Here is a 3,928-nt window from a genome sequence, read left to right as displayed (position 1 = left end):
CCCGCCTGTGCCGGTGCCGATCACCGGGCCACCGTCAGCCCTCGAGCGGGTCGGCCCCGTCGAAGTCGGTGCCCTCGGTGAACCACGGCGCGATCCGGTTGTCGAACATCGTCAGCGCCGAGCCGATCGCCATGTGCATGTCGAGGTACTTGTAGGTCCCGAGCCGACCGCCGAAGAGGACCTTGCGGTTGGTCGCCTCCTTGCGGGCGAGCTCGCGGTAGCGCTCCAGCTTGGCGCGGTCCTCGGGGGTGTTGATCGGGTAGTACGGCTCGTCGCCGGACTCCGCGAACCGCGAGTACTCCCGGACGATGACCGTCTTGTCGGTCGGGTAGTTCTTCCGCTCCGGGTGGAAGTGCCGGAACTCGTGGATGCGCGTGAACGGCACGTCGCGGTCGGCGTAGTTCATCACCGGGGTGCCCTGGAAGTCGCCGGTGGTGGTGACGACCTCGGACTCGAAGTCCAGGGTGCGCCAGCCGAGCTCGCCCTCGCAGAAGTCGAAGTAACGGTCGAGCGGGCCGGTGTAGACCGTCGGCACGTCGTCCGAGAGCTGGTCGCGGAGATCGAACCAGTCGGTGTCGAGCCGGACCTCGATGTTCGGGTGGTCGGCCATCCGCTCGAGCCAGGCGGTGTAGCCGTCGACCGGCAGGCCCTCGTGGGTGTCGTTGAAGTACCGGTTGTCGAACGTGTAGCGCACCGGCAGCCGCGAGACGATCGAGGCCGGGAGGTTCTTCGGGTCGGTCTGCCACTGCTTGGCGGTGTAGCCGGCGAAGAACGCCTCGTAGAGCGGGCGGCCGACGAGCGCGACGCCCTTCTCCTCGAAGTTCTCCGCGTCCTCGACGTCGATCTCGGCGGCGTGCTCCGCGACCCAGGCCCGCGCCTCGTCGGGGCTCATCGCACGGCCGGCGTACTCGCAGATCGTCGCGAGGTTGACCGGCATCGGGTAGACGCGGCCCTGGTAGATCGTGAAGACGCGGTGCTGGTAGCCGGTGAAGTCGGTGAACCGGTTGACGTACTCCCACACCCGCTCGTTCGAGGTGTGGAACAGGTGCGCCCCGTAGCGGTGCACCTCGATGCCCGTCTCGGGGTCGGGCTCGGAGTAGGCGTTGCCGCCGAGGTGCGACCGGCGGTCGACGACGAGGACGCGCTTGTCCAGCTGCGTCGCGGCGCGTTCGGCGATCGTCAGGCCGAAGAAGCCCGAGCCCACGACGACCAGTTCCGGCTGGCTCATGGGGAAAACGGTAGCCCGCGCCCGGTCCGGGTACGCCGGGGGCATGCCGACCGTGATCCGCACCGTCACCACCCCCGCGCTGAACGGGCTCGCCGACGATGCCGAGCGCTCGCTGGGCGACGCGCTGCAGAAGCTGCCGGTGGATCGGCCCTGATCAGCCGCCCACCTGGGTGCGGGTGTTGCCGACCCGGGCTTCCTCGATCGTGTACTGCGCCTGCTGCGTGATCGCCGAGTCCCGGTAGATCCCCATCTTCCAGTACGACTGCAGCGAGTCGGTGGACGTGACGTCCGTCGGGTAGAGCGTGCCGCCCGCCGGCCGGTAGCCCGCGATCGCCGCGGCACCGTTGCGCCAGACGTCGACGCTCCCCTTCGCGGGGTCGCGCGAGAAGAACACGTGCAGGACGAGGTCGGTCCGCTGCCCCGTCGTTGCGGGGCCGACGACCTGGCTGAACGTCCTCGGGGCGCCCGGGTAGCCGTAGCCGCCCTCGAGATTGAGGGTGCCCTTCCCGACGCTGATCTCCAGTGGCGGCGAGCCGTCGCCTCGTTCTTCCACTGGATGATGCGCGGCCACGTTCGCACAGGTCGCGACGACGACGGCGACCTTCGCGTAGACCTGGTTGTTCAGCGGCGCCAGGCAGGTGCCGAACTTCTGGTTCTGCACGTACCCGGCGGCGTAGAGGGTCCAGCGCTGGAAGGTCGACGTCGTCGAGCAGGCGGCGAGCACCACCCGGGTGTTCGACGCGGTCGCCCCGTTGAGCAGGTCGGCGCATAGGCCCTGCACGCGCAGGGTGCCGTCGGAGTACCGCGACCACTGCTGGCCCGCGTTCGTGCCGCAGGTGTCGAGCTGCAGCGGGTTGTTCACCGTGGTCGCGTTGTTCGCGTTCTCGAGGCACCCGCCGCGGCGCCGCTGATCCGGCCGGTGACGACGGTCGCCTCGGCCCACCCGGGGCCGACCCCGGTCGCCAGAACCCCGACGACCAGCGCGATCGCACCCAGCGCGGCCGCCACGGCCGCTCTGCGACGATGGCGTCCCCGTCCACCCGTGCTGCCCATCCCGCCCCTCGGTCGTGCGGACCTTCACCGAGGGTTCGCCCGTACAGAGCAGCGGGTTAGCCGCATCACCGGAACACGCCTGGGTGATCACCGGCGCGTCACGTCGACGTCACGGGCAGGGAGAGGAGCTCGTCATGCGCCGCCGGGTCGCGCTCGCCGCCGCCGCGGTCCCTCCGCTGCTGCTCGCGGGCCTGGGCACGACGCACCCGACGCTGCTCACCCCGGAGTCGGCGCCCTGGTGGCGTGACCTGCACGTGATCGGGCTGCTGCTCTTCCCGCTGCTGGCGCTCGGGCCGTGGGTGGTCGTGCGCAGGCGCGGCCGGCTGCTGGAGGCCGCCGTCGTGGTGCTCGGCGTCGTCTACGCCTGCTGCTACACCGCGCTGGACGTCCTCGCGGGGATCGGGGCCGGGCAGGAGACCGTGGTGGTCGGGCCGGGGCCGTGGGTCGCGGCGCTCTTCGGGATGGCCGACCGGCTCATGGGCCCGGGCGTGTACGCCTACCTCGCGACCGCGGTGCTCGGGGGCGCGACCGCGATCGTCGTCAGCCGTGGGGCCGCGGCGCGCGCCGCCGCCGTCGTCGGGACGGTCCTGGTCGTCGGGGGCGCGTGGTCGTTCCTGACCAGCCACATCTATCCGCCGGTCGGGGTGGTGACGATGGTGGCGCTCGCCGGGGGGTGGACGACGCTGGCGGCGGCCGTCCCCCCGGTGCTCAGCTCGTCGCCGCCGCGGCCGTCGCGGCGGCGGCAGCCTGCTCCCACATGAGCAGGACGACGGCCAGCACGAACACCGCGAGCGGGGTCGGCATCCCGGGCAGCCGGGCCTCGGCGTCGCCCCGCCACGTCCCGGTGCGCCGGATGCCGCCGAGAGCCGTCGAGGCCTCAGGGTCCGGCACCCACTCCTGGTCGGACTTCCAGATCGAGCGGCGCCGGAAGTGGTACTCGCCGTCCGGCGTGGTCACCGACCAGTGCTTGCGCCCGATGCGCTCCGTGTGGGCGAGCTCGGCGTCGCCCTGGGCCAGCGTGTAGCGGCTGCCGGTCCAGGTGGAGCGGACCTCGTAGGCGGTGCCGTCGAGGGTGTACTCGACGCCGGAGCGCCAGCCCTTCTTGTCGAGCACCAGCAGGGGCGCGCCGTCCTCGCGGACCTCCCAGCGGGGCCGGAAGGACGAGACCCGGTGCGCCTCCAACATGGCGCGGATAGAACCAGGGAGCGCGCGCGGGCTCAAGGCGGGCGGCGGCGTCAGGAGACGCGTTCCACGAACGCCCGGACGGCCTTGTCGACGCCGTCCCGGTCGAGGGCCCGGTACTCCAGGACGGTGAACCGGTCCGGGCGGGTGGCGGGCGCGGCCCGGACCGCCGTGGCGAACTGCTCATCCGTGAGCCCGACGTCGCCGGGGTGCCGCGGGAGCCGGTGGCGGCGCAGGCACGCGTCGAGGTCGGCGAACGCGCGGTCGCCGTCGTCGCGCAGCGAGGCCGCGAACAGGGCGCCCAGGCCCGCGAGCTCACCGTGCTGGCCCGCGCCGGGGAACAGCCGGTCGATCGCGTGGAGGATCTCGTGGTCGGCGCCGCTGCAGGGCCGGCTCGACCCCGCGGCGGTCATCGCGATCCCGGACAGGACGAGCGCCTCGGCCAGGACGACGAGGAAGCCCGGG

General features: G+C 72.3%; 4 protein-coding genes and 1 pseudogene. 1 reads left to right on the top strand and 4 read right to left on the bottom strand.

Annotated elements, in window-relative coordinates:
• Positions 1-34: 34 nt before the first annotated feature.
• Together glf and VGH76_RS16685 are read right to left on the bottom strand one after the other, a co-directional pair.
• Positions 35-1,228 (bottom strand): UDP-galactopyranose mutase, encoded by a 1,194-nt coding sequence (gene glf, locus VGH76_RS16690; RefSeq protein WP_331557826.1) that lies wholly within the window; start codon positions 1,226-1,228, stop codon positions 35-37.
• Between the two features lie 154 nt (positions 1,229-1,382).
• Entirely contained in the window at positions 1,383-2,171 is a 789-nt protein-coding gene (locus VGH76_RS16685; RefSeq protein WP_331557825.1) for a ricin-type beta-trefoil lectin domain protein, read from the bottom strand.
• 244 nt (positions 2,172-2,415) lie between these two features.
• Between VGH76_RS16685 and VGH76_RS16680 the strand changes: the two genes are divergently transcribed.
• A complete protein-coding gene (locus VGH76_RS16680; RefSeq protein WP_331557824.1) occupies positions 2,416-3,042 on the top strand; it encodes a hypothetical protein in 627 nt (208 codons plus the stop codon).
• Here VGH76_RS16680 and VGH76_RS16675 read toward each other — a convergent pair.
• Positions 2,990-3,466 (bottom strand): hypothetical protein, encoded by a 477-nt coding sequence (locus VGH76_RS16675; RefSeq protein WP_331557823.1) that lies wholly within the window; start codon positions 3,464-3,466, stop codon positions 2,990-2,992. The genes VGH76_RS16680 and VGH76_RS16675 overlap by 53 nt on opposite strands.
• A gap of 50 nt (positions 3,467-3,516) precedes the next feature.
• A pseudogene (locus VGH76_RS16670) lies at positions 3,517-3,928 on the bottom strand (iron-containing alcohol dehydrogenase); the annotation flags it as partial.

The sequence above is a fragment of the Actinomycetospora sp. genome (assembly GCF_036497585.1).
GTDB lineage: Bacteria > Actinomycetota > Actinomycetes > Mycobacteriales > Pseudonocardiaceae > Actinomycetospora.
Note: the sequence above shows the minus strand (reverse complement) of the source record. Positions and strands in the feature narration are given on the sequence as shown.

Excerpts from the sequence above, each read along its gene's own strand:
- VGH76_RS16675 (WP_331557823.1), bottom strand. The coding sequence starts at position 3,466 with ATGTTGGAGGCGCACCGGGTCTCGTCCTTCCGGCCCCGCTGGGAGGTC.
- VGH76_RS16680 (WP_331557824.1), top strand. The coding sequence starts at position 2,416 with ATGCGCCGCCGGGTCGCGCTCGCCGCCGCCGCGGTCCCTCCGCTGCTG.
- glf (WP_331557826.1), bottom strand. The coding sequence starts at position 1,228 with ATGAGCCAGCCGGAACTGGTCGTCGTGGGCTCGGGCTTCTTCGGCCTG.